The 23,282-nt window shown below is 74.6% G+C and carries 19 protein-coding genes; 5 read left to right on the forward strand and 14 right to left on the reverse strand.

Going from position 1 to position 23,282, the window contains the following annotated elements; genetic code table 11:
• Positions 1-25: 25 nt before the first annotated feature.
• From ACVCAH_RS09410 to ACVCAH_RS09420, 3 genes are all read right to left on the reverse strand, one after another.
• A complete protein-coding gene (locus tag ACVCAH_RS09410; RefSeq protein WP_447135669.1) occupies positions 26-646 on the reverse strand; it encodes an HAD family hydrolase in 621 nt (206 codons plus the stop codon).
• A complete protein-coding gene (gene smc, locus ACVCAH_RS09415; RefSeq protein ID WP_447135670.1) occupies positions 647-4,246 on the reverse strand; it encodes a chromosome segregation protein SMC in 3,600 nt (1,199 codons plus the stop codon).
• A 325-nt stretch (positions 4,247-4,571) separates the two neighbouring features.
• Positions 4,572-4,766: a hypothetical protein gene (locus ACVCAH_RS09420; protein WP_120778149.1), complete on the reverse strand. Its 195-nt coding sequence runs from the start codon at positions 4,764-4,766 to the stop codon at positions 4,572-4,574.
• Between the two features lie 372 nt (positions 4,767-5,138).
• On the opposite strand from ACVCAH_RS09420, the gene ACVCAH_RS09425 reads away from it, so the two are divergent.
• Both ACVCAH_RS09425 and ACVCAH_RS09430 read left to right on the forward strand, forming a co-directional pair.
• Entirely contained in the window at positions 5,139-6,557 is a 1,419-nt protein-coding gene (locus ACVCAH_RS09425; protein ID WP_447135671.1) for a CAP domain-containing protein, read from the forward strand.
• Positions 6,558-6,663: 106 nt separating this feature from the next.
• Positions 6,664-7,506: an endo alpha-1,4 polygalactosaminidase gene (locus ACVCAH_RS09430; RefSeq protein ID WP_447135672.1), complete on the forward strand. Its 843-nt coding sequence runs from the start codon at positions 6,664-6,666 to the stop codon at positions 7,504-7,506.
• Between the two features lie 81 nt (positions 7,507-7,587).
• On the opposite strand, the gene ACVCAH_RS09435 is transcribed toward ACVCAH_RS09430, so the two are convergent.
• The 9 genes from ACVCAH_RS09435 to rsmD all read right to left on the reverse strand — a co-directional run bounded on the left by ACVCAH_RS09435 (position 7,588) and on the right by rsmD (position 15,417).
• Entirely contained in the window at positions 7,588-9,807 is a 2,220-nt protein-coding gene (locus ACVCAH_RS09435) for an MMPL family transporter (protein ID WP_447135673.1), read from the reverse strand.
• Positions 9,808-10,028: 221 nt separating this feature from the next.
• Positions 10,029-10,886 (reverse strand): bifunctional DNA-formamidopyrimidine glycosylase/DNA-(apurinic or apyrimidinic site) lyase, encoded by an 858-nt coding sequence (mutM, locus tag ACVCAH_RS09440; protein WP_447135674.1) that lies wholly within the window; start codon positions 10,884-10,886, stop codon positions 10,029-10,031.
• The gene (gene rnc / locus ACVCAH_RS09445) at positions 10,879-11,664 is read right to left on the reverse strand and encodes a ribonuclease III (protein WP_447135675.1); all 786 of its coding nucleotides are present in this window, start codon (positions 11,662-11,664) and stop codon (positions 10,879-10,881) included. The genes mutM and rnc overlap by 8 nt, the downstream gene beginning before the upstream one ends.
• Positions 11,661-12,650: a phosphate acyltransferase PlsX gene (locus tag ACVCAH_RS09450; protein ID WP_447135676.1), complete on the reverse strand. Its 990-nt coding sequence runs from the start codon at positions 12,648-12,650 to the stop codon at positions 11,661-11,663. Before ACVCAH_RS09450 ends, rnc begins: the two co-directional genes overlap by 4 nt.
• Before the next feature lie 113 nt (positions 12,651-12,763).
• A complete protein-coding gene (gene rpmF, locus ACVCAH_RS09455; RefSeq protein WP_447135677.1) occupies positions 12,764-12,937 on the reverse strand; it encodes a 50S ribosomal protein L32 in 174 nt (57 codons plus the stop codon).
• Positions 12,938-12,942: 5 nt separating this feature from the next.
• The gene (locus ACVCAH_RS09460) at positions 12,943-13,506 is read right to left on the reverse strand and encodes a YceD family protein (RefSeq protein ID WP_447135678.1); all 564 of its coding nucleotides are present in this window, start codon (positions 13,504-13,506) and stop codon (positions 12,943-12,945) included.
• A gap of 109 nt (positions 13,507-13,615) precedes the next feature.
• Positions 13,616-14,113 (reverse strand): hypothetical protein, encoded by a 498-nt coding sequence (locus ACVCAH_RS09465; RefSeq protein ID WP_447135679.1) that lies wholly within the window; start codon positions 14,111-14,113, stop codon positions 13,616-13,618.
• A 255-nt stretch (positions 14,114-14,368) separates the two neighbouring features.
• Positions 14,369-14,857: a pantetheine-phosphate adenylyltransferase gene (coaD, locus tag ACVCAH_RS09470; protein WP_447135680.1), complete on the reverse strand. Its 489-nt coding sequence runs from the start codon at positions 14,855-14,857 to the stop codon at positions 14,369-14,371.
• Entirely contained in the window at positions 14,854-15,417 is a 564-nt protein-coding gene (gene rsmD, locus ACVCAH_RS09475) for a 16S rRNA (guanine(966)-N(2))-methyltransferase RsmD (RefSeq protein WP_447135681.1), read from the reverse strand. Before rsmD ends, coaD begins: the two co-directional genes overlap by 4 nt.
• A 316-nt stretch (positions 15,418-15,733) precedes the next feature.
• Between rsmD and ACVCAH_RS09480 the strand changes: the two genes are divergently transcribed.
• A complete protein-coding gene (locus ACVCAH_RS09480) occupies positions 15,734-17,242 on the forward strand; it encodes a cell wall anchor protein (RefSeq protein ID WP_447135682.1) in 1,509 nt (502 codons plus the stop codon).
• Positions 17,243-17,561: 319 nt separating this feature from the next.
• Here ACVCAH_RS09480 and recG read toward each other — a convergent pair whose 3' ends face one another.
• Together recG and ACVCAH_RS09490 are read right to left on the reverse strand one after the other, a co-directional pair.
• Positions 17,562-19,760, reverse strand: a complete 2,199-nt coding sequence (gene recG, locus ACVCAH_RS09485) for an ATP-dependent DNA helicase RecG (RefSeq protein ID WP_447135683.1) — start codon at positions 19,758-19,760, stop codon at positions 17,562-17,564.
• Positions 19,760-21,367 carry a DAK2 domain-containing protein gene (locus tag ACVCAH_RS09490; protein ID WP_447135684.1) on the reverse strand — a complete coding sequence of 536 codons (1,608 nt, stop codon included), beginning with the start codon at positions 21,365-21,367 and terminating at the stop codon, positions 19,760-19,762. Before ACVCAH_RS09490 ends, recG begins: the two co-directional genes overlap by 1 nt.
• A 272-nt stretch (positions 21,368-21,639) precedes the next feature.
• Here ACVCAH_RS09490 and rpmB point away from each other — a divergent pair, with 272 nt between their 5' ends.
• Together rpmB and ACVCAH_RS09500 are read left to right on the forward strand one after the other, a co-directional pair.
• A complete protein-coding gene (rpmB, locus tag ACVCAH_RS09495; protein WP_088963534.1) occupies positions 21,640-21,831 on the forward strand; it encodes a 50S ribosomal protein L28 in 192 nt (63 codons plus the stop codon).
• Between the two features lie 189 nt (positions 21,832-22,020).
• Positions 22,021-23,274: an ATP-grasp domain-containing protein gene (locus ACVCAH_RS09500; RefSeq protein WP_447135685.1), complete on the forward strand. Its 1,254-nt coding sequence runs from the start codon at positions 22,021-22,023 to the stop codon at positions 23,272-23,274.
• The last annotated feature ends 8 nt before the right edge of the window (positions 23,275-23,282 follow it).

Below are 23,282 nucleotides of genomic sequence, written 5' to 3' on the forward strand. Positions count from 1 at the left end.
GACCAGGACGGCCGGGCGGCGCCGGTCAATACGCCAGCGCCGCCCGCAGGTAGCGCAGGTCGTCCGGGCCGCTCCAGCGGTGCGCCGACAGCCCGGCCGCCCGGGCGCCGCGCACCGACCAGTCCTCGTCGTCGACGAAGAGCACCCGGTCCGGCGGGGCGGCCACCGCCTGGCAGGCGGCCTGGAAGTACTCCTTGGCCGGCTTGTTCACCCCGAGCCGGTAGGAGCTGACCACCACGTCCAGCTCGCCCACCAGGCCGAGCGCGGCCAGGTCCTCGTCGAGCAGGTCGGTGGCGTTGGTGGCCAGACCGACCCGGATGCCGCCGGCCCGGGCCTCGCGGACGAAGTCGAGCACGTCGGTGTCCACCTCACCGCGGTAGCGCTGCCACTCCTCGACGGCGGCCCGGGCGCGCTGGGCGCCGCCGGCGGGCTCGGCCAGCGCGTCGGCCACGCTGGTCATCCAGTCGGCGTGGCTGACCTGACCGGTGAGCACCGGCTGGAGCCGCCCCCACTGCATGGCGATCTCGGTCAGCACCCCCTCGGCGAGCCCGTAGCGCCGCTCCACCCCGGCGGCGACAGCCGGATCCCAGCGCCGCAGTACGCCGTCGAAATCCACCAGGAGCGCCGTCGCGCGTTCCCGAGCCACTCAGTTCTCCTGCCGTTCGTCGTCGCCCTCGGCTCGGTTGAGCCGCTGGCTGATCACCTGGGTGACGCCGTTGCGCATGGTCACCCCGTAGAGGGCGTCGGCGACCTCCATCGTCCGCTTCTGGTGCGTGATGACGATCAGCTGACTCTTCTCCCGCAACTGTGCCAGCAGCGTGATCAGCCGTCCCAGGTTCACGTCGTCCAGGGCCGCCTCGACCTCGTCCATGATGTAGAACGGGCTGGGCCGGGCGCGGAAGATCGCCACCAGCATGGCCACCGCGGTCAGCGACCGCTCGCCGCCGGAGAGCAGCGACAGCCGCTTGATCTTCTTGCCGGGCGGCCGCGCCTCCACCTCCACCCCGGTGGTGAGCAGGTCGTCCGGGTCGGTCAGCACCAGCCGCCCCTCACCGCCGGGGAAGAGCACCGTGAAGACCTGCTCGAACTCCCGGGCGGTGTCGGCGAACGCGCTGGCGAAGACCTCCAGGATCCGGTCGTCGACGTCCTTGACCACGGTGAGCAGGTCCCGGCGGGTGGCCTTGAGGTCCTCCAGCTGCTCGGAGAGGAACTTGTAGCGCTCCTCCAGCGCGGCGAACTCCTCCAGCGCGAGCGGGTTGACCTTGCCCAGCAGGGCCAGCTCGCGTTCCGCCTTGGCGGCCCGCTTCTCCTGCACCGGCCGCTCGTAGCGGACCGGCTCGGGCACCGGCCGGCCCTCCTGCTCGGCCAGCGCGAGGTCCGCCTGGGTGGGCGGGACCGGCTGGTTCGGGCCGTACTCGGCGACCAGCGTCTCCACGTCCAGGCCGAAGTCCTCGGCGGCCTTCGCCTCCAACTGCTCGATGCGCAGCCGCTGCTCGGCGCGGGCCACCTCGTCCCGGTGCACCTGGCTGGTCAACCGCTCCAGCTCGGCGCCGAGCCGCTTGGCGGCGCCCCGCACCTCGGAGAGCTCGGCCTCGCGGGCGGCGCGTTCCCGCGCCACCGCGTCGCGGTGCTCCTCGGCCGCGGCGATCGAGGCGGTCAGCCGGGTGAGCGCCTCCCGGGCGCCGGCGGCGACCGCGCGGGCGATCCCCGCACCGCGGGTCCGCGCCGCCCGCCGCGCCGCCGCGCGTTCCCGCGCGGCCCGCTCGGCGGTGGCCTGGCGCCGCAGCGAGTCGGCCCGGCCCGCGATCGAGGCCACCCGCTCCTCGGCGGTACGCACCGCGAGCCGGACCTCCATCTCGTTCTGCCGGGCCTGCGGCACCATCGCGGCGAGCTGGTCGCGCTCCTCGGTGGAGGGCTCGGCGTCGACCGGGGTCTCCTCTGCCAGCCGCAGCCGCTCCTCCAGTTCGGCGAGCCGCAGCAGGTCCTGCTCCCGGGCGGCCTCGGCGCGGGCCCGGGACTCGCCGAGCCGGTCGGTCTCCGCCTTCGCCGACCGGGCGGCGGCGCCCAGCTCGGCCAGCCGCCGGGCGGCCGCGTTGCGCTGCCCCTCCGCCTCCCGCTTCGCCGCGGCGGCGTGCTGCACGGTCTCCTTCACGGCGGCCACCTCGGCCCGCGCCTCGGCCAGTTGCTCGCGCAGTTCGGCGCTGCTCCGTTCGGCGGCGAGCCGGTTCGACCGAGCCTCCTCGACCGCCGCCTGCACCTCGATGAAGCTGGGCGCCTTGGCCGAGCCGCCGGCCGCCGCGTACGCCCCGAGCACGTCGCCGTCCGGGGTGACCGCGCGCAGCTCGGGGTTGCCCGCGGCCACCTCGGCGGCGGCGGTCAGGTCGTCGACCAGCACCACGTCGCGCAGCGCCCGGTGCACGGCCGGGCGGATCTCGGCCGCGCACTCCACCAGGTCGGGCGCCCAGCGCGCGCCGTCGGGCAGCTTCGGTCGCAACGCGTCGGCCGATCCGGCCATGCCCGGCCCGGCGGGGCTGCCCACCAGCAGCCCGGCCCGGCCCGCGTCGGAGATCTTCAACAGCCGCATCGCCTCGACGGCCTCGTCCACCCCGCTCACCGCGACCGCGTCGGCGAGGCCGCCGAGCGCGGCGGCGAGCGCGGCCTCGTGCCCGGGCGCGACGGTGAGCAGCCCGGCCAGGCTGCCCAGCAGTCCGGGCACCTCGTCGGCGCGGGCCAGCAGCGCACCGGCGCCGTCCTTGCGGCGCAGGCCCAGGGCGAGCGCTTCCTCACGGGCCTTCCAGGTGGCGGCGTCCTTCTCCGCCGCCCGCTCCGCGTCGGTCAGCGTCCGGACGGTGGCCTGCGCCTTCTCCAGGGCGGCGACCGCCTCGGCGTGCCGGACGTCCAGGTCGGCGTTGTCCCGGTCCGCCTCGGTGGACTCGGCGGCCACCGCATCCAGGTCGGCCTGGGCCTGCTCGGCCCGGGCCAGCGCGTCGGCGTGCGCGGCGGCGAGCCGTTCGATCTCCTCCCCCGCGCTGGTGGTCCGGGCCCGGGCCGAGTTCACCTGCCCGGTCAACCGGGCCAGCCCCTCCCGGCGGTCGGCGATCGCCTTCGCCGCGGCGACCAGTTCGCGCTCGGCGGCGGCCAGCTGGCGTTCCAGCTCCTGCCGGTGCTCGACCGCCTCGGCGAGCCGGATCTGGTCGTCGGTCAGCGCGGCGCGCAGCTCCTCCTCCTGCTCGCGGACCCGCTCGGCCTCGGCCTCCAGCTGGTCCGGGTCGCGCCCGGGGCGCTCGTCGTCCGGGGTGGCGCTGAGGTGGCGCAGCCGCTCCCGGGCCAGCTGCTCGATCGAGCGGAACCGCTCCTGCAGGGCGGAGAGCTTGTACCAGGTGTCCTGCGCGGCGGCGAGCAGCGGGGCGTCCTCGGCCAGCGCCGCCTCCAACTCGCCGAGGCGGCGCTGCACCTCGGTGTGCTCGCCCTCGACCTGCTCCCGCCGCTCGCGCAGCGCGGTCTCGTCGGCGATCTCCTTGTCCAGGGTGGCGCGCAGGGTGGCCAGGTCGTCGGCGAGCAGCCGCAGCCGGGCGTCGCGCAGGTTGGCCTGGATCGCGGCGGCCCGGCGGGCCACCTCGGCCTGCCGGCCCAGCGGCTTGAGCTGGCGGCGCAGCTCGGCGGTGAGGTCGGTGAGCCGGTTGAGGTTGGTCTGCATCGCGTCGAGCTTGCGCAGCGCCTTTTCCTTGCGCTTGCGGTGCTTCAGGACGCCGGCCGCCTCCTCGATGAACGCCCGGCGGTCCTCCGGCTTGGCGTGCAGCATGCCGTCGAGGCGGCCCTGCCCGACGATGATGTGCATCTCCCGGCCGATGCCGGAGTCGGAGAGCAGCTCCTGGATGTCGAGCAGCCGGCAGGAGTTGCCGTTGATCTCGTACTCGCTCTCGCCGGAGCGGAACATCCGGCGGGTGATCGACACCTCGGTGTACTCGATCGGCAACGCGCCGTCGGTGTTGTCGATGGTCAGCGTCACCTCGGCGCGGCCCAGCGGGGCCCGGCCAGCGGTGCCGGCGAAGATGACGTCCTCCATCTTGCCGCCGCGCAGCGCCTTGGCGCCCTGCTCGCCCAGCACCCAGGCGATGGCGTCGACGACGTTGGACTTGCCGGAGCCGTTCGGGCCGACCACGCAGGTGATCCCGGGCTCCAGCTTGAGCGTCGTCGCGGAGGCGAAGGACTTGAAGCCCTTCACCGTCAGGCTCTTGAGATGCACTTCTCGATCCTCGTCCGGTGGCCGCCGTACCGTCGCCGGCTGCGCGGACCTGGGTGAACCCGCAGACTAACCCGGCGCCGGGTGCGGCGCGGCACGTGACCCGCCCCCGCCGTTTCCGACGGCGGCCGGCAATGGGGCAGACCGGTTCACATCCGGGCCTGCCGGAGCTGTTTATCCCGGCCCGGTCGATCGCAGTTCCGCGAACCCCGGTCAGTTACAAGATCGCTTTATGCGCCTGCGAAAAGGGAGCGGACAGAGCTGCGCGCCGGCACAAATGTGTCGGCGCGCTTTTTTGCGTGGTGCGATTCAGTTTTCCGACCCAGAGTTAGGTGAGCGCCGGCTCGGCCAGACGGAGCAGATCGTCCGCCTCCGCCGCGGCCGCCGCGAGCCGATCGTTCTCGGCACGCACCCGGGTGAGCTCAAACTCCAGTGCCTGAACCCTGGCACGCAGTCGGGTGACCTCGTCGAGCAGGCGCCGGTCAGGCGCCGCACCTACGTGGCCGTAGAGGGCCTTCGCCATGTTGACTCCTTGATATGCGCTGCCGGAAAGGCCGGCCAACGCGCGCCCCTGTGTTCGCGGCTGTCATTCCAGCTGGTTCTTGGGCATGACCGGGCGCGACTGGCGACACCTACATATTGAGCCGATACCCCCTCCTTCGTCAAGTTCTCGCAGGCCGTAGATCATCTCCACGTCGACCTGTCCACTTGCCGGGGGGCCGCCACAAGGCACAGACACGCTCTGTCCGGACACCTTTACTGTACGCCTTGGTTCGTGGGAACTCCCTGCCCGGACGCCCGACTTCCCCTTAACTCTTTCTTAGCCACGTTGCCGCAGCTAGAACGCGGCCCGTAGCGTCACCCCGGCCCGCAACCGACCCGTGGAGGCTACGGCGTGTACGGATGGACCGACCCGAACGACCCGGACGGCGCTCGCCGGCGCCCCGAGCCACCGGCCGATGAGCCGTCCTGGCTGACCGACCGTCCGGCACCTCGGTCGTCCTACCTGTTCGGGGACGAGCCGGAGCAGCCGGCCGACGAACGGCGCCAGGAACAGTCGACCGGCAGCCGGCACGGCGACCAGCCGGCCGGCGGGTGGCACGGCGACCAGCCGGCCGGCCACCGGTGGACCGGCCCGACGGCCGACGGCCCGGTGACCGAGCCGTACCGGGACCAGCCCACCGAGCAGTGGCAGCCGGGCAGCGCCTGGGACGCCGCCCCGCCCGCCGCCAGCGGCGGGTGGCGTGAGCAGCCGGGCGACGCGTGGCGGGCGGAGCCGGGCGCGGCGGGGTACCACGACCAGCCCACGGAGCAGTGGCAGCCGGGCGAGGCGTGGCACGGCGACCGGCCGGGCGCCGGGTGGCACCAGGACCAGCCCACCGAACGGTGGCAGGCGGAGCCGGACACCGGCTGGCACCGCGAGGAGCCGGCCGACCGGTGGGCCGGCGAGCCGGTCACCGGGGAGCTGGACCCGACCGGTGGCTACCCGGCGTACGCGGGCGGGGCCGACCTCGGCGCGCACCGGGCTGCCGGCGCCGACCAGGAGCCGGCCGACGGCCGGCACCGCACCTCCCGCCGGTTCCGCCGGCCGGCGCTGATCGGCGGCGCCGCCGCGGCGGCCACGCTGGTGGTCAGCCTCGGCGTCGGCGCCGTCACGCTGACCGGCGGCGACGACCGGCCGGACACCACCACGGCCGGCGACGACACGGTGGCCGCGGCGCCCTTCGACGCCGGATCGGAGTCGACTCCCGCCGACGCGCTGGTCGCACCGACTCCGAGCACCGCGCCGACCACGGCGAAGCCCACCCCGTCCCCGACGAAGGCGGTCAAGCCGACGCCGGCGCCCGCGCGGACCACGGCGCCCTCGCGCCGGACCGCCGAGCGCAGCACCACGCCGGCCGGGGGCGCCGGCGTCGCCCCGGGCGGCAACGTCAGCAGCCAGGCCCGCGAGGTGGTCAACCTGGTCAACGCCGAGCGGGCGAAGGCCGGCTGTCGCGCGCTGAGCATCGACGACAAGCTGATGACCGCCGCCCAGCGGCACAGCCAGGACCAGGCCGACCACCAGAACATGTCGCACACCGGCAGCGACGGCAGCGACGCCGGCGACCGGCTGGACCGGGTCGGCTACTCCTGGCGTACCTACGGCGAGAACGTGGCCTGGAACCAGAAGACCCCGGCCGCCGTGATGGACGCCTGGATGAACAGCTCCGGTCACCGGGCCAACATCCTCAACTGCGCCTTCACCGAGATCGGCGTGGGCATCGCGAGCAGCAACGGACCGTACTGGACCCAGGTCTTCGCCGCGCCGCGCTGAACCGCGAATCGTGGTCGGGTCCGCGCTCGTTTGACCGGGTGAGGTACGCCGGGTCCGGCGTACCGGCTCGGGCGGCGGGACGCCGCCCGCGACCCGGGAGCTGCCGATGCGGATCCGGCTGCGTGCGCGCGCCGTCGGGCGGGGCCTGCGCCGGGCGCTGCCGGCGTGCGTGGCGCTCGCGCTGGCGGTCCCGCTGTACGCCTGCCGGGTCGAGCTGATCCCGCCGGACGCGCCGACCACCTGGCCGGCCGAGTCGGCCCGCCGCTGGCAGTGGCAGTGGCAGCTGAGCGGGGTGCTGGACCCGGGCGTCGACGCCGACGTCTTCCTGCTCGACCCGGTGGCCACCACCGCGGCGCAGACCGCCGAGCTGCGGTCCCGGGACCGCCGCCTGGTCTGCCAGGTGCACGTCGGCTCGTTCCTGCCCACCGACCCGGACGCCGAGCGCTTTCCGGCCGGGGTGCGCGGCGCCGCGTCCCGCCGCCCGGACAGCCGCTGGCTGGACGTACGGCAGTGGGACACGCTGCGGCCGGTGCTGGCCGACCGGTTCCGGCTCTGCCGGGGCAAGGGGTTCGGCGCGGTGGCGCTCGCCGACGCCGACGGCTACGCGCACCGCTCCGGTTTCCCGCTGAACTTCGACGACGCGCTGCTGTTCAACCGTCGGCTGGCCGAGCTCGCCCGCGGGCTGGACCTCTCCCCCGGCCTGCTCGGCAACACCGAACAGCTGACCGCCCTGGCGCCGGACTTCGACTTCGCCGTCGACGAGGAGTGCGTACGGCTGCGCCGGTGCGCGAAGCTGCTGCCGTTCGTCGAGGCCGGCAAGCCGGTCTTTCACGTCGAGTACACCGGCTCGACCGAGGACTTCTGCGTGGAGACGGTCGGGTACGGGTTCGCCTCGATCCGCAAGGAGCGGCGCCTGGACGCCTGGCGGATCTCCTGCCCGGTGCTCTGAGCGGCCCGGCGTGCCCCTGGCCGGGCCGCCGCGCATGGCGAGGGCCGGACCGCGGCGCGGTCCGGCCCTCGACGGGGGTGGTCAGCGGACGCCGACCAGCTCCGGCGCGGGCGCCGGCGGGTCGGCCGGCGCCTGCGGCGCGCGGGGGCGCAGGAAGCGCGGTGCCCACCAGTTGGCGTCCCCCAGCATGGTCATCAGCGCCGGCAGCACCACCGCACGGATGATCGTGGCGTCCAGCAGGATCGCCGCCGCCAGGCCGATGCCGAGCTGCTTGAAGTCGATCATGCTCAGCGTGGCGAAGATCGAGAAGACCCCGACCATCACGATCGCCGCGCTGGTCACCACGCCGGCCGACGAGGTGATCCCGTACGCCACCGCGTCCCGGTTGGACATACCGGCCCGGATCCCCTCGCGGATCCGGCTGACCACGAAGACGTGGTAGTCCATCGAGAGCCCGAAGAGCACCACGAAGAGGAAGAGCGGCAGCCAGGCCACGATCGCGCCCATCGAGGTGAAGCCGAGCAGGCCCTCGGCCCAGTCGCCCTGAAAGACCAGCACCAGCAGCCCGTACGCGGCGCCGGCGGAGAGCAGGTTGAGCAGGATCGAGCTGAGCGCGATCACCACCGAGCGGAAGGTCAGCACCATCACCAGGAAGGTCAGCACCAGCACGAAGCCCACCACGATCGGCAGCTTCTCCCGGATGTGCTGCGCGTAGTCCTCGCTGCCGGCGATGTCGCCGCCGACCGCGTACTCCACGCCGGGGACCCCGCCGAGCGCCGCCGGGACCAGGTCGTCGCGGAGCCGGTCCAGCGACTGACCGGCCTGCTCGTCCCGGCTGGTGTACGGGGTGGCGACCGTCAGCACCGACACCTGCCGGTCCGCCGACACCCGGATCTTTGGGCCGTCCGCCTCGGTCGGCGCGAAGAGCGGGTCGGCCGACGCCCGGCCGGCCAGGTCGGTCAGCGCCGCCTGCACCCGGTCGGCCTCGGCGGCCGACGCCCGGACCGCCACCGTGTGGCTGGTGCCGTTGCTCGGGAAGGCCGCGGTGAGCCGGTCGTACGCCTGCATCGCCGCCGTGCTGCGCGGCACATCCTCCATGCCGGGGAACTTCAGCTTCATGCCGAGCGCCGGCACGGCCAGCAGGAGCAGCAGCGCCACCGAGATCACCAGGGTGGCCACCGGAGCCCGCAGCGCGGGCTTCAGCACGGCCGGCCAGAACCGGGGCGACGCCGGCTCGCCGTGCCGCCCGGTACGCGGCGCGGTCAGCCGCCACAGCAACGGCACCCGGGGGCGGTCGACCCAGCGCCCGAGCTTGGCCAGCAGCGCCGGCAGGACGGTCAGCGAGCCGGTCACCGCGACCGCGACCACCAGGATCGAGCCCACCGCGAGGGAGGAGAAGACCACGTCACCGGCGAGCAGCAGCCCGGCCATCGAGATGATCACGGCGAAGCCGGAGACGACCACGGCGTGGCCGGAGGTCTCTGCGGCGATCTCCACCGCGTCCAGGCCCGAGCGGCCCTTGGCCCGCTCCTCCCGCTCGCGCCGCACGTAGAACAGCGAGTAGTCCACCCCGACCGCCATGCCGATCAGCAGGATGACGCTGGCCGTGGTGTCGGTCGCCGGCACCAGGTGCGAGGCGAGGGTGGAGAGCCCCATCGCCGCGGCCACCGAGGAGAGCGCCAGCAGCACCGGCACGCCGGCGGCGATCAGCGCCCCGAACGCGATGATCAGGATGGCCAGGGTCACCGGCAGGCTGAGCAGCTCGGCGCGCTTGAAGTCCTTGCCGAGCGTGTCGTCCAGCGCCTTGTTGATCGACGGGCCGCCGACCTGCTCGATCCGCAGCTGCGGGTGCCCGTCCTGCACCCGGGCGGTGGCGTCGCGCAGCGGCTGCACCCGGTCGGACGCGGTCTCCGGGTCGCCGGACATGGTGATCGGCAGCAGCAGTGCCGAGCCGTCCCGGGCGGGCACCGGCTCGCCGACGGAGGCGACCCCGGTCACCGAGCGCAGCTGGGCCGCCGCGTCGTCGGCCGCCGCCTTCGCGGCGGCCTGGTCCAGCGTGCCGCCGCGCGGCGTGATGAGGACGTTCTCCGTCGCCGGGTCGTCGAACTTCCCGGCGTCCACGATCACGCCCGCCCGGCCGGACTCGCCGATGGCCTGGTCCGCGGAGGTGGCCTCGTTGAGGCCGGCGGCGCTCCCCCCGACGAAGCACACCGCCACGAACACCACCCACATCGCGACGGCCCGCCACGGGTGCTCCGCGCTCCAGCGTGCCAACCGCACCGTTACCGGTCTTGCCCCCATCACGGGTCCCCCTGTCACGTCAACCCCCTGTCAACGGTGCTGACGCTATGGGCGCGACGGGGTGGAGACATCAGGGAACGGCCCCGGTGCGGCCCGGAACCTGTGCGCGCCCTGAACGGCCGGCGCCGCCGGGCGACCCGGGTCGAAACGGGCGGCTCACCGGGCCCTTCCCGGACCCGGCCCGGCCGACGCGCCGACGGCGACCCGGACCCGGCTCGGGGTCATCCCCGAAGCGGTCCCCGAGGGCGGGGCTGGCAACGCGGGCAGCTGTACGACGACCGGTTCATGAACGCCTCACGGCGGATCGGCGCGCCGCAGCGGCGGCAGGGCCGGCCCTCCCGGCCGTAGACGTTCAGCGACCGGTCGAAGTAGCCGCTCTCGCCGTTGACGTTGACGTAGAGGGCGTCGAAGCTGGTCCCGCCCTCCTTGATCGCCTCACCGAGCACGTCCCGGACGTGACCGAGCAGCCGCAGCGCGGCCGGGCGGGTGAGCACGTCGGTGGGACGGGCGCCGTGCAGGCGGGCCCGCCAGAGCGCCTCGTCGGCGTAGATGTTGCCGACTCCGGAGAGCAGGGTCTGATCCAGCAGCGCCCGCTTCACCTCGGTACGCCGCCGGCGCAGCGCGGCGACGAACTCCGCGTCGGAGAACTGCGGGTCCATCGGGTCGCGGGCGATGTGCGCGATCTCCGCCGGCAGCTCCGCCCCGCCGGCCGAGACGGACAGCCCGCCGAACGTGCGCTGGTCGACGAAGCGCAGCTCGGGGCCGCCGTCGGCGAACCGGAACCGGATCCGCAGGTGGGTCTCGTCCGGCGCGTCGGCGGGTTGCAGCAGCAGCTGCCCGGACATGCCGAGGTGCCCGATGACCGCGTCCCCGCTGTCCAGCGGCAGCCAGAGGTACTTGCCCCGGCGGCGGACGTCGAGCACGGTCCGCCCGGCGAGCACGTCGGCGAAGTGCGCGCCGCCGGGGGCGTGCCGGCGTACCGCGCGCGGGTGGCGCACCTCGACCGAGGCGATCCGGCGGCCGGTGACCCACTGGGCCAGGCCCTGCCGGACCGTCTCCACCTCGGGCAGCTCAGGCACGGCGCGCGCCCGCCTCGGCGGCGTCGGAGGCCGTCTCGGCGGCCGGGGCCGGTGCCCGCTCCTGCTCCGCCTGCTCGGTCAGCGTCCGCCAGGCCGACTCGGCGGCGCGCTGCTCGGCTTCCTTCTTGCTCCGCCCCTCGGCGCCGCCGTAGCGGTTGCCGGCCACCACCACCCAGGCGGTGAAGGTCTTCAGGTGGTCCGGCCCGGTGCCCTCGATGCGGTACTCGGGCACGCCCAGCCCGAGCGAGGCGGTCAGCTCCTGCAGGCTGGTCTTCCAGTCCAGCGCGGCGCCGCGACCGGCCGACTCGGCCATCAGCGGGTCGAACAGTCGGTGGATCACCTCCGCCGCGGTGTCCAGGCCGTACTGGAGGTAGATCGCGCCGAGCAGCGCCTCGAGGGTGTCGGCCAGGATGCTGGCCTTGTCCCGGCCGCCGGTGGTCTCCTCCCCCTTGCCGAGCAGCAGGTAGGCGCCGAGCCCGTCCGGGCCCAGGCCCCGGGCCACGTCGGCCAGCGCGCGCATGTTGACCACGCTGGCCCGCAGCTTGGCCAGCTGCCCCTCGGGCAGGTCGGGGTGGTTGTGGAAGAGCGCGGTGGTGATCACCACGCCGAGCACCGAGTCGCCGAGGAACTCCAGCCGCTCGTTGGTGGGCAGGCCGCCGTTCTCGTACGCGTACGAGCGGTGGGTCAGCGCCCGCTCCAGCAGTTCCGGGTCCAGCGTGACGCCGAACGCCGCCTCCAGGTGACCGACGGATGCCCGCCGCCGCTTGTCGTTGATCATGATGTGCGTACCTCGGTGTCGGTGGTGCGGTCGATGCGGTCCTCGGCGACCTCCGCGGCGTCCAGCAGCGCGGAGATCAGGTCGGTGGCGCCCCGCCGCCACAGGTGAGCGGCGAGCGCGATGCCGGAGGCGACGTCGTCGGCCCGGGCGGCGCCGTGGCAGACGACCACGGTCCCGGCCACCCCGAGCAGGGCGGCCGCGCGCGGCGCCCCGCCGCCGGCCGGTGGTCCGCCGGCCATCGCGTACGCGCCCTCAATCGCCTTGAGCAGCACGTTACCGGTGAAGCCGTCGGTGACCACCACGTCGGCGCGCGCGCCGAGCGAGACGTCGTAGCCCTCGACGAGGCCGACGTAGCGGCCGCCGCAGGGCAGCGGCTCGGCGGCGAGGGCGGGGTCGGCGAGCCGGCGGACCCGGTCGCCCTTGCCCGCCTCGGTGCCCACGGAGAGCAGCCCGACCCGGGGTTCGACGACGGCGTGCGCGACCGCCGCGTAGGCGGCGCCGAGCACGGCGTGCCGGGCGAGGGTGGCCGGGCGCGGCTCCAGCGAGCCGCCGACGTCGAGCAGCACGACCGGGCCGGCGACCGCCGGCAGGGTGGCGACCAGGGCCGGCTGGCGGACCTCCGACCAGCGGCCGAGGCCGAGCGCGGCGGCGGTGACGGTGGCACCGGTCGAGCCGGCGGAGACCAGCGCGTCGGCGGCGCCGTCGCGGACCGCGGTGACGGCCGCCCGGACGGTGCTGTGCGCGCGGGCGGCGCTGGGGTGGTCGGCCATGCCGACGGCGGCGCGGACCGGCCGGACGGCGACCCGGGCGCGCTGCGTCGGGTCGAGGGCGGCGATCAGCTCGCCGGCGACCTCGGTCGGGCCGACGAGCAGCAGGTGCAGGTCAGGGTCGGCGCGTACGGCCCGCAGAGCGCCGTCAACCACGACGGCGGGAGCGTCGTCCCCGCCGAGGAGGTCAACGGCGATCCGCGCGATGCCCGGCTCCACCGGAACGCCGGCCGGAGCAGGCCGGCCGGCGTCGGTGGGAGCCGGGGCACCGGGCGTTCGCCAGGGCGCGCGCGCCGCCCGACCTGTGGTCGGGGGCGTCACTCGGCGTCCGGTCAGACCTCGATGACCTGACGACCGTTGTAGGTGCCGCAGACGGAGCAGGCGGCGTGCGGCAGCTTCGCGGACTTGCACTGCGGGCAGGCCACGGTCGCGACCGCCGCGGTCTTCCACTGCGCCCGGCGGGACCGGGTGTTGCTGCGCGACATCTTGCGCTTGGGGACGGCCACGGTTCTTACTCCTCTTTACGGGTCAGTTGCGACAGGCCCGCCCAACGCGGGTCGATCTGCTGGTGACTGTGGTCGGCCGGCAGCTCGTCCCGGTGCACCCCACACTCGGGGCACAAGCCTGGGCAGTCCTCCCGGCAGAGCGGGTTGGTCGGCAGTGTGAGCACCACCGCGTCCCGCAGCGCCGGTTCCAGGTCGATCAGATCTCCCTGCATCCGGCCCACCTCGTCCTCGTCGGTCGTGGTGTCCGTGGTGCTGTTCTCGTACGCGTACAGCTCCTGGATCCGCACGGCCACCGAGTCGTTGATCTCGCGCAGGCAGCGCCCGCACTCGCCCCGGACGGGACCGCTGACGGTGCCCGAGACGAGCACGCCCTCGGACACCGACTCCAACCTCAGGTCGAGGTCGAGGTCCGCGCCCTCCGGCACGCTGATCAACTCCACGCCGAGGTCCGCCGGTGCCGTTACCACCCGCTTGACCGTACGCAACGCACCAGGCCGACGCGGCAGCTCCCTCGTGTCGAGGACCAGCGGCGACCTGGGGTTGAGTGGGGAAGGCGTGTGTTTGGGCATAGTCAGACTCCGGCCGGTGAGAGGCCGACAAAAAAGGGTACCTGGGCGACCGCCGGACCGTCGAACCGGGGGCGACGCCCACCCGCCCTGCCGGCTGCTGAGGTGCCGCTCAGAAGGGTAGCGGCCGTTCCGCCTCGTCGCCCCCGAAGGTGCCGATCTCCCGCAGCGCGTGCATCTTGTCACGGCCGCGCTCGATCGAGGCCAGCGCCCGGGTGAGGAACTGCTCGAAGTTGGCCAGCGCGGTGTCGACGTAGTCGTCGACCTCCTCGCGCAGCCGCTGCGCCTCGGCGCGGGCCTCGGCGATGATCCGGGCGCCCTCGTGCTCGGCGGAGACGGTGATCTCGTTCACCGAGACCAGGCGGGCGTGTTCCGCCTCACCCTCGCTGATGATCCGGTCGGCCTCGCGCTTGCCGGCCTCCATGATCTTGTCCCGCTCCTCCAGCAGAGCGGCGGCCCGGCGCAGGTCGGCGGGGAGTTCGGCACGCAACTCCTCCAGCACCGCGATCATCTCACCCCGGTCAACCATGCAGTTGTTGCGCGACATGGGGACGGAGCGGGCCGTCTCCACCATGGCGATCAGTTCGTCGATGCGGTCGAGCGGGTCCACCGGTACCTCACTCCTGTCGTTCGTCGGCCGACCTACATGATGCGGGCTACGGCCGGGTTCGCGCTCCACCCATGATGTCGTGCGCGGGCGAGCCGGCGCTCCACCGCCCGGCCCGGCGCGTCGCGCCGATCGTCGGCACACGCCCCCGGCCGGCCCGCGCTCCGGTCGCGTTCGGCGGTCGGCGTCGCCCCCGGCGCCCCGGTCGCGGGCGCGGCGGTCAGCCGCGGGCGGGGCGGTCAGCCGCGGGCGGGGCGGTCAGCCGCGGGCGGCCGGCCCGAGCCGGGCCTGCAACTCCGCCCGGACCCGGTCCGGCACGTGCGCGGAGATGTCGCCGCCCCACTTGGCCACGTCCTTGACGAGGCTGGACGAGAGGAACGAGTAGAGCGGGTTGGTCGGCATGAAGAGGGTCTCGACGCCGGCCAGGCCGATGTTCATCTGGGCCATCTGCAACTCGTAGTCGAAGTCGCTGACCGCGCGCAGGCCCTTGACCAGCACGCTCGCCTGCTGGGCCCGGCAGAAGTCGACCAGCAGCCCGCGGAACGACTCGACCCGGACGTTGTCGTACGAAGCGGTCACCTCGCGGAGCATGTCGATCCGCTCCTCGACGGTGAACAGGCCGCTCTTCGCCTGGTTCATCAGCACACCGACGATCACCTCGTCGAAGAGCCGGCTGGCCCGGCCGATGATGTCGAGGTGTCCGTTGGTGACCGGGTCGAACGAGCCGGGACACACCGCACGTCTCATGATCGGCGACCGTACCAAAGGGTGGTCTCGCCGTACCGGCGACTGCGCTCGCCGGTGACACCCGGCACCCACTCGACCGGCCCGGTCCGGCTGGAGCGCTCCACCACCACCAGCGCGTCGGGAGTCAGCCAGTCGCCTTCGACCAGCGCGGCCAGCATCGCGGTGATCTCCGCGTCCGGCACCGCGTACGGCGGGTCGGCGAAGACCACGTCGTACGGGCCGCCCTCCGGGCCGGCGGCCAGCACGGTGGCGACCCGGCCGGTGACCAGCCGGGCGGCCGGGGCGGCGCGCAGGGCCGCCATGTTCTCCCGGACCACCCGGGCGGCCCGCGGGTCGGACTCGACCAGCAGCACGTGCCCGGCGCCCCGGGACAGCGCCTCCAGCCCGACCGCGCCGGAGCCCGCGTACAGGTCGGCGAAGCGGGCGCCGGTCAGGTCGACCTCGGCCTGCACCGCGCTGAACAGCGCCTCCCGGACCCGGTCGGACGTGGGCCGGGTGCCGGCGCCCGGGGGCGCGGCGATCCGCCGCCCGCCGAGCGTCCCGGCCACGATGCGGGTCACCGTCTCCTCCTGCTCATGCCCCGACGCTACGCGAGCCGCGGGGACCCGCCGACGACACCGCCGGTATGCGCGTCGCGCCGATCCGGCCACCCTTCGTATATCAATGATCTCGCATTCATAACATCATCCTTAGGTCCCGCTGAGCGCTGTAACGCGAGCGGCGATCTCGCTAGGGTCTGCCGGGTGTCGGCGGTGGACCGCCGGCCCATGGCACGGAGCGGCGCCCGCACCGGCGGCGCGGTGACGCACCTGCGACCGTCCGACCGCCTCACTCCGCGCCCACCCCCTTTCAAGCTTCCTCACCCCGGGAGTACGCGTGATCCGTACCAGAGCGTCGCTGCGGCGACCACTGGCCGTGCTGGGGGCCGCCTTCCTCGGCCTCACCGCGGCCGTCGCCGTGGCCGCGCCGGCCAGCGCCCACCACACCACCATCACCGCCACCGCCGGCTGTGACCAGCTCAGCGGCGAGCGGATCATCACGTGGAAGGTGGTGAACAGCGAGCGGGAGAAGGCCGCCACCATCACGAAGGTCACGGCCGACCCGGCCACCCCCGTGACCGTTACCGTGGACGGCGCTGACAGCAAGCCGCTGGACACCGTGGTCATCCCCGAGGGTGCCTACGTCGAGGCGATCCAGCGCGTCCCCGGCGACACGTCGCGCGCCACCCTCAAGGTGGACGCGGTCTGGCTGACGAACAACGCCAAGTCGAGCGACGAGGGCAGCATCAACCTCGGCGCGGACAAGCCGTGCACGCCGGCGCCGAAGTGCGTGGACGCCAGCAAGGCGAAGTACAGCCACACCTTCGACGGCCCGAAGGGCACCGCGACCGTCAAGCTCGACGGTGACCTGCCGCTCTGCGGTGACAGCAAGCAGCACTTCACGCTGGTCTCGTACTTCGCGCCGCGGCCGCAGTTCGCCACCCCGCAGTACGTCTACGGCACACCGGACAGCGACTGGATCGGCGGCACCCAGACCGAGATCGACCTGAAGGTCGACATCCCGGACTGCCACACCCAGGTTGACCTGATCTGGGGGGGCCTCGACGAGGTCATCGACCCGCTGGTCGAGGGCGGCGAGCGGTACGGCGACAAGAAGCTCGGCTCCAAGGGCGCGCCCGGCAACCGGTCGACCGGCCCGCAGGGCTGGTACAACGGCGGCGACAAGAGCTGCACCACCCCGGCGTCGACCTTCGCGTCCAACTGCGACGGCACCGTCACCGTGTCGCTGAGCAACGACGGCAAGATCTCCAAGTACCCGGTGGAGTTCGAGGTCCGGGGCGAGAACGGCTGGTCCAAGAAGGTCACCGTCGAGCCGGGCAAGGCCGACAACGGCACCGTGGTGCCCGCCGAGAACGCCGGCAAGGTCGAGGTGCTGGTCGACGGCAAGGTGATCGAGAACGGCACCTACTCGTGGCAGCGCCCCGAGGACTGCCCGCTGCCGACCATCACCACCGAGGCCGACTGCAAGACCTTCAGCCTGACCGCGACCAACCCGGAGGGTGGCCTGCCGGTCAAGGTGGAGTTCACCTACGGCGGCAAGACCGAGACCCGGACCGTGGCGCCGGGCAAGTCCGAGACGGTCACCTTCAAGGCCGGCAAGGACGAGACCGCGCTGGTCGTGCTCCCCGACCTGGAACTCGAGATGGAGGCCGTCTACGCCCCCGAGGGTGACTGCGGCGGCGGAGGCGCCGGTGGCGAGGAGCCGGGCCTGCCGGTGACCGGTGCGGCTGCCGGCGGCATCGCCGCGGGCGCGGTCGCCCTGCTCGCCCTGGGCGCGGTGCTCTTCGTGATGGCGCGGCGGCGTCGGGTGCGCTTCACCGCCTGACCTGATCCGAGCTGAGCGCTGAGGGCGCGTCGACCCACCCGGGTCGGCGCGCCCTCACCATGTCCACCCGGCACGGCCACCCACCGCGCCAGCCCGGCACGCAGCGCGGGCCGATGCCGGTGCTGCCGCAGGCCGCGGGTCCGCTCGGGAGCATGTCCGCGGCAGCTCTGATGCCGCTGCGTATAAATATGACGCAGCGGCATCACGCTCACCGCGACATGGCACGGGCGGACGATGCCGGCGCGGAGCGCCGGGCAACACCCTCCCCGCGACCCGACACCGGGAGCCACGAGGGGTGGAGCAGGAGGCGGCGCTCCGGTCAGCCCTTCTCCAGGTATTCCGCGCGCTCCTCGTCAACCAGGGCGGCCACCGAGGCGGCCAGCGCCGGATGCCGGGACAGCTCCGGGTCCTCCTCGACCAGGGTGATCGCCTCGGCCCGGGCGTCGCGGATCAGGTCGGCGTCGCGCAGCAGGGAGAGCAGGCGCAGGTGGGAGCGGCGCCCGGACTGGGTGGCCCCCAGCACGTCGCCCTCGCGGCGCTGCTCCAGGTCGAGTTCGGCGAGCTTGAACCCGTCGGTGGTGGAGGCGACCGCGTCCAGCCGTTCCCGCGCCGGGCTGGCCTCGGCCGCCTCGGTGACCAGCAGGCAGAGCCCGGCGGCGGCGCCCCGGCCGACCCGGCCGCGCAGCTGGTGCAGCTGGGAGACGCCGAACCGGTCGGCGTCCAGCACGATCATGACGGTGGCGTTCGGCACGTCGACGCCGACCTCCACCACGGTGGTGGCCACCAGCACGTCGAGGTCGCCGGCGGCGAAGGAGCGCATCACCGCGTCCTTCTCGTCGGCCGGCAGCCGGCCGTGCAGCACGCCGATCCGCAGCCCGTGCAGCGGCCCCTCGGCCAGCAGCGGGGCCACCTCGGTCACCGCCAGCGGCGGTCGCCGCCCGGAGTCGTCCTCCCGGGGCGCCTCCTCCTCCGACCCCGGGCCGTCACCGATCCGCGGGCAGACCACGTACGCCTGGTGGCCGGCGGCGACCTCCTCGCGCAGCCGGCGCCAGGCCCGGTCCAGGAACGCCGGCTTCTCGGCGGCCGGGACGACGTGCGAGGCGATCGGTGACCGGCCGCGCGGCAGCTGGGACAGGGTCGACGTCTCCAGGTCGCCGTAGACGGTCATCGCCACCGTGCGCGGGATCGGGGTGGCGGTCATCACCAGCACGTGCGGCGGCTGCTCGGCCTTGGCGCGCAGGGCGTCGCGCTGCTCGACGCCGAACCGGTGCTGCTCGTCGACCACGACCAGACCCAGATCGGCGAAGTCGACCCCCTCGTAGAGCAGGGCGTGGGTGCCGAGCACGATGCCGGCGGCGCCGCTGGCCACCTCGGCCAGCGCCCGCCGGCGCGCCGCCGCGCCGAGCGAGCCGGTGACCAGCTCGACCCGGGTGGCGTGCTCGGCGGCGCCCAGCTCGCCGGCCCGGCCGAGCGGCCCGAGCAGGTCGAGCATGCCCCGGTGGTGCTGGGCGGCGAGCACCTCGGTCGGGGCGAGCAGCGCGGCCTGACCGCCGGCGTCGACCACCTGGAGCATCGCGCGCAGCGCGACCACGGTCTTGCCGGAGCCGACCTCGCCCTGCAACAGCCGGTGCATCGGGTGCGGGGTGGCCAGGTCGGCCGCGATCTCGACGCCCACGTCCCGCTGGCCGGGGGTCAGCTCGTAGGGCAGCCGGGCGTCGAACGCGTCCAGCAGGCCCCCCGGGCGCGGCGGTCGGGGCCGGGCGGGCCAGTCGGCGGCCCGGTGCTTGCGCTGCACCAGGGTCAGCTGCACGGCGAACGCCTCGTCCCACTTCAGCCGCCGGCGGGCCCGGTAGAGATCCTCCTTGCTGGACGGCCGGTGGATCTCGCGCAGCGCGGTGCCGAGCCCGACCAGGTTGCGGCTGGCCCGCACGGTGGCCGGCAGCGGGTCCTCCGGCGGGGTGAAGGTGTCCAGCACCACCCGCACGCAGCGGGCGATCACCCAGGTCGGCACCGCGGCGGCGGCCGGGTAGACCGGGATCAGCGCGCCGGCGAACTCCTCGATCTCCTCGCTGGCCGCCGCCTCGCCGTCGCCGCCCTCGCCGAGCAGGACGTACTCCGGGCCGTTGAGCTGCCGCTTGCCCCGGAACTCGGTGACCTTGCCGGCGAACAGCCCCCACCGGCCCGGGCGCAGCTCCCGCTCCCGCCACGCCTGGTTGCCGAAGAAGGTCAGGGTGAGCAGGCCGCCGGAGCCGTCGCCGACGGTCACCTCCAGCAGGTTGCCGCGACGCTGGCGCATCGGGCGTACGGCGGTGCGCTGCACCTGGGCCAGCACGGTGACCTGTTCGCCGACGTCCAGCGAGCGGATGTCGGTGTGCTCGCCGCGCTCGTCGTAGCGGCGGGGGAAGTGGTAGACCAGGTCGCCGGCGGTGTGCAGGTCGAGGTGGCTGGCCAGCGCCTTCGCCGTCTTCTCGCCGACCAGCTTCTTCAGCGGCGTGTCCACCGTGGCCGTCTCGGGCATCACTCGACCCCCACCAGGAGCGGATAGTGCGGCTGGCCGCCCGGGTAGGCCTGCACCTCGACGAACGGCCACCGCCGCCCGACGTGCTCCCGCACCGCCTCGGCCAGCCCGTCCGGGGCGTCCGCCCCGGCGAGCAGGGTGACCAGCTCACCCCCGCCGCCGAGCATCCGGTCGACCACGGCGACGCAGGTGTCGAGCAGGTCGGCGCCGATCAGGTGCACCTCCCCCTCGACCAGCGCCAGCACGTCGCCCGGACGGCACGGGCCGGCCACGGTCAGCGCCTCCCGGCTGGCGTGGCAGACCTCGGCGTAGCGGCAGGCGCCGGCCGCCTCGGCCATCGCGATCACGTCGTCCTCGAAGCGCCGCCCCGGGTCGCGTACGGCGAGCGCGGCCAGCGCCTGCACCGGCGACCGGGTCGGCACCACGCTGACCTTGACCCCGAGCCCGTGCGCCTCCCGGGCGGCGGCGCTCGCCACCGCCTGCGTGTTCGGGTCGTTGGGCAGCACCACCACCCGGGCGGCGGCGGTGGCCCGGATCGCGTCCAGCAGCTCGCCGGTCGACGGGTTGCCCGGCACCACGGTGGCGCCCTCGCCGGCGAAGAGCTCGGCGATGCCCGCGCCGGCGGCAACCACCACGGCGGCCCGCCCGTCCGCCGCGACGGCGGGCGACACCGGCGCGACCTGGTCGGCGAAGCGGGTCACCGAGATCCGGTGCGGCCGGCCGGCGACCACCCCCGCCTCGATCGCCGCGCCGACGTCGTTGACGTGCACGTGCACGTTCCAGGTGCCACCGTGGCCCACCACGACCAGCGAGTCTCCCAGCGCCGCCAGCTCGACCCGCAGCCGCGCCACGGCCGCCTCGTCGTCGGCGTCGAGCAGGAACTGCACCTCGTAGGCGTACTCGTCGGAACCGGTCTCGCGGACGGCGGTGGCCGGCGGGCGGGCCACCCGCGGCGCGGGCGCCGGCCGCTGCGGGCTCTCCCCCGTGACCACCTCGACCAGGGCGTCGAGCAGCAGGCACAGCCCGCGCCCGCCGGCGTCGACCACGCCGGCCCGGGCCAGCGCGGGCAGTTGCTCGGGGGTGCGGGCGAGCGCCCCGGACGCCTCGCCGGCCGCCGCCCGGGCGACCGTGCGGAGGTCGTCGCTGTCCGCCCGCTCGGCGGCCCCGGCGGCCGCCGCGGCGACGCTGAGCAGAGTGCCCTCGACCGGCCGGGCGACCGCGGCGTAGGCGGCGGTGGCGGCGGCACGCAGCGCCACCGCCAGCTCCCGGCCGCGCACCGCGGGCCGGGCGGCCAGCGCGTCGGCGAAGCCGCGCAGGATCTGCGACAGGATCACGCCGGAGTTGCCCCGGGCGCCGAGCAGCGCGCCCTGGGCCATCAGCCGCAGCGCGTGGCCGTGCGGGGTGGGGCTGTCGTCGGGGAGGGTGTCGAGATCCATGGCCAGCGCCTGCTGCGCCGAGGTGAGGGTGAGCACCAGGTTGGTGCCGGTGTCGCCGTCGGGCACCGGGTAGACGTTCAGGTCGTCGATCTCGCCCTGGTGCCGCTTGAGCGCGGCCAGCCCGCCCGCGCACCAGCGGCGGACCGCGGCGGCGTCGAGGGTGTCCAGCACGGCGAGAAGCCTACTGGCGCGCACCGACAGCCGCCGGGGTCGGCCGGGCCGGCGCGGCGTGTCCCGCCGGACGACCGCGCGCCGGCCGGCCGGTACGCTCGTCGGGCGTCCCGCCGCGCCGCGGGCCGCTTCCGCGACGCCGACCCGGCCCACCGCGGACCGGGGCGACCGGGGCGGTTGGGCGGCACGGCGGTTCATCGGGTAACCTGGCCAGGTTGCCCGGGCAGCGCCTGGCGGCGACCTCATGAACGTTTCAATCCCAGGAGTATCCCGTGGCTAGCGTGTGCGACGTCTGTGGCAAGGGACCGGGCTTCGGCCACAACGTGTCCCACTCGCACCGGCGGACCAACCGCCGCTGGAACCCGAACATCCAGTCGGTGCGGACCCCGGCCGGTGGCGGCAACACCAAGAAGATGCAGGTCTGCACCTCGTGCATCAAGGCCGGCAAGGTCACCCGCGCCTGACGCGGTAGCGCCGACCTCCATACTCGCCAGCGCCGGCGGGCCCTCGTGGTCCGCCGGCTCTGTCGTGTCCGGGCACCGGCGCTGACCGGTACGCGACGCTGCGTCGACGCACCCGCCCGGGTCCGGTTAGGGTCTGCCTGCGCCGGCCGTCCCCTTTCCCGGCGCGCACCCGAGCACGGAGGACGACTGGTGCAGCTGGACCTGGGCCGAGACGAGATGATCATTGTCGGGGCGTCCCTCGGCATGCTGCGCTGGTACGCCGAGGAACTGCCGGCCGGCAGCGTGGTGCTGGTCGAGGAACCGGACGTGATCCGGCGCCGCGGCATCGAACAGCTGGCGGGCGAGCTGCCGTTCATCTCCCGGGTGGTCGCCGCGCGCTACCAGACCGGCCTGGACGCGACCGCGCTGGTCGCCCGCGAGCCGGCACTGCGTGCCGCCCGGCTGGTGGTGCCCGGCCTGGAGTACGCGGTCGCCGGCGCCGCCCGGCTCGCCGCCGCGCTCGGCCTGCCCGGCGCCGGGGCGGGGGCCGCCGACGTCTTCTCCGACAAGCACCGGATGCGGCTGCTGGCCGCCGACGCCCAGTTGGCGAACCCGGCGTTCGAGCTGGTCGGCACGCCCGCCGAGGCGGTCACGTTCGCCGAGCGGCACGGCGGCCGGTGCGTGCTGAAGCCGACTCGCCGCTCGGGCAGCCTCGGCGTGCAGATCATCGCCGACCCGGCGGAGATCGCCGGCGCCTGGGCAGCCACCGCGTCGCCCGAGCCGCCGCCGGAGGCGACCGACGGGCTGCCCACCGGGGTGCTCGTCGAGCAGGTCCTCGACGGTCCGGAGCACAGCGTCGAACTGCTCATCGCCGACGGCGAGGTGATCTTCGGCAACGTCACCGACAAGCGGGTGCTGCCCGGTCGCTGCCCGGTGGAGACCGGCCACACGGTGCCCACGGCGCTGCCCGCGGCCACCCGCCGGGAACTGCTCGCGGTGGCGACCCGGCTGGCCACCGCCGCCGGCTTCCGCACCGGGGTGCTGCACAGCGAATGGATCATCGCCGACGGCCGGCCGGCCCTGGTGGAGTGCGCCGCCCGGCTGCCCGGCGACATGATCACCGCACTGGTCTCGATCGCCTACGAGTGCGGGTTCATCGAGGCGTACCTGCGCACGTTGCGCGGGGAGCGGCCGGCGCTGCGGCCACGGCCGACCGGCGCGGCGGCGGTGGAGTTCCTGCTCGCGCCGCCGGGCACGGTCACCGGCATCGACGGGCTGCGCGACGCCCGCCGGGTGCCGGGCGTGCTGGACGTGCAGCTCGACGTGGCGGTGGGCGACACCGTGGCCGAGGTGACCTCGTCGCCGCGGCGCAGCGGCCACGTGCTGGCCTGGGGCATCGACGGCGCCGCCGCGACGCACGCCGCCGGCAAGGCCGCCGAGCAGATCCGGATCACCACCGGCTGACCGGCCCG

It is taken from the genome of Micromonospora sp. LZ34 (assembly GCF_052981855.1).